Source organism: Shimia aestuarii, assembly GCF_022814865.1.
Lineage (GTDB): Bacteria > Pseudomonadota > Alphaproteobacteria > Rhodobacterales > Rhodobacteraceae > Shimia > Shimia aestuarii_A.
Window position 1 is genome coordinate 1 of sequence record NZ_JAKVRD010000058.1, and the last position, 645, is coordinate 645.

At 47.3% G+C, this 645-nt stretch carries 2 protein-coding genes; one reads left to right on the top strand and one right to left on the bottom strand.

All coding sequences use genetic code 11. From position 1 onward, the window contains the following. The coding region (locus MK745_RS19675; protein WP_243614865.1) for an integrase core domain-containing protein at window positions 1–216 on the top strand (216 nt) is incomplete at its 5' end. 3 nt (window positions 217–219) lie between these two features. On the opposite strand, the gene MK745_RS19680 is transcribed toward MK745_RS19675, so the two are convergent. Continuing rightward, window positions 220–645, bottom strand: a 426-nt coding sequence (locus MK745_RS19680) for an SIR2 family protein (RefSeq protein ID WP_243614866.1), incomplete at its 5' end; no start/stop codon positions are given.

Consider the following 645-nt stretch of genomic DNA (forward strand, 5'->3'; position numbering starts at 1 on the left):
AGCCCTTGGGAGAATGGATATTGTGAAAGCTTCAACGCTCGGTTCCGAGACGAGTTCTTGAACGGCGAGATCTTCTACAGTCTGCGCGAGGCTCAAATCCTGATCGAAGAATGGAGGAAACACTTCAATACGAAACGACCCCACAGTGCTCTGGGCTATCGCCCACCGGCCCCCGAAACCATCATCCAGATGGACCAAAGGCCGATCATGCACTAACAATCAAATTGGACCACTCAAGTGGGGCGGATCACGATCATAGAGTTGCTCGCGAAACTCTTCAGTTTGGTCGTAGTCGTCTACGGTTAAGATGATCCTACTCTGATTTCCGTCCGATATGTCTTTCTCAATTGTTCCGTGGATCTTGAATAGTTCACAATCAAACTCCTCCTCATCTATGTGGAAGTCAAAGTTGGAAGAATAGACCCGGCATTTTTTGTTTGCCTTCTCGAACGCCTGCTCCACCAATGTGTCGTAGTTCGTTGTGTAGATCCCTTTCCACCTCCATCGAGGTAACTTCAATAGTCCGCCTTTCGGCTTAACGTGCGGAAAGAATTTTCTTAGATCAGTTATTACTTTTCGCCTACTTGCTTTCTTCTCGGCCAAAAACGTTATCTCAGCCAGCTCCAGATCCTTATCCAGTTCATA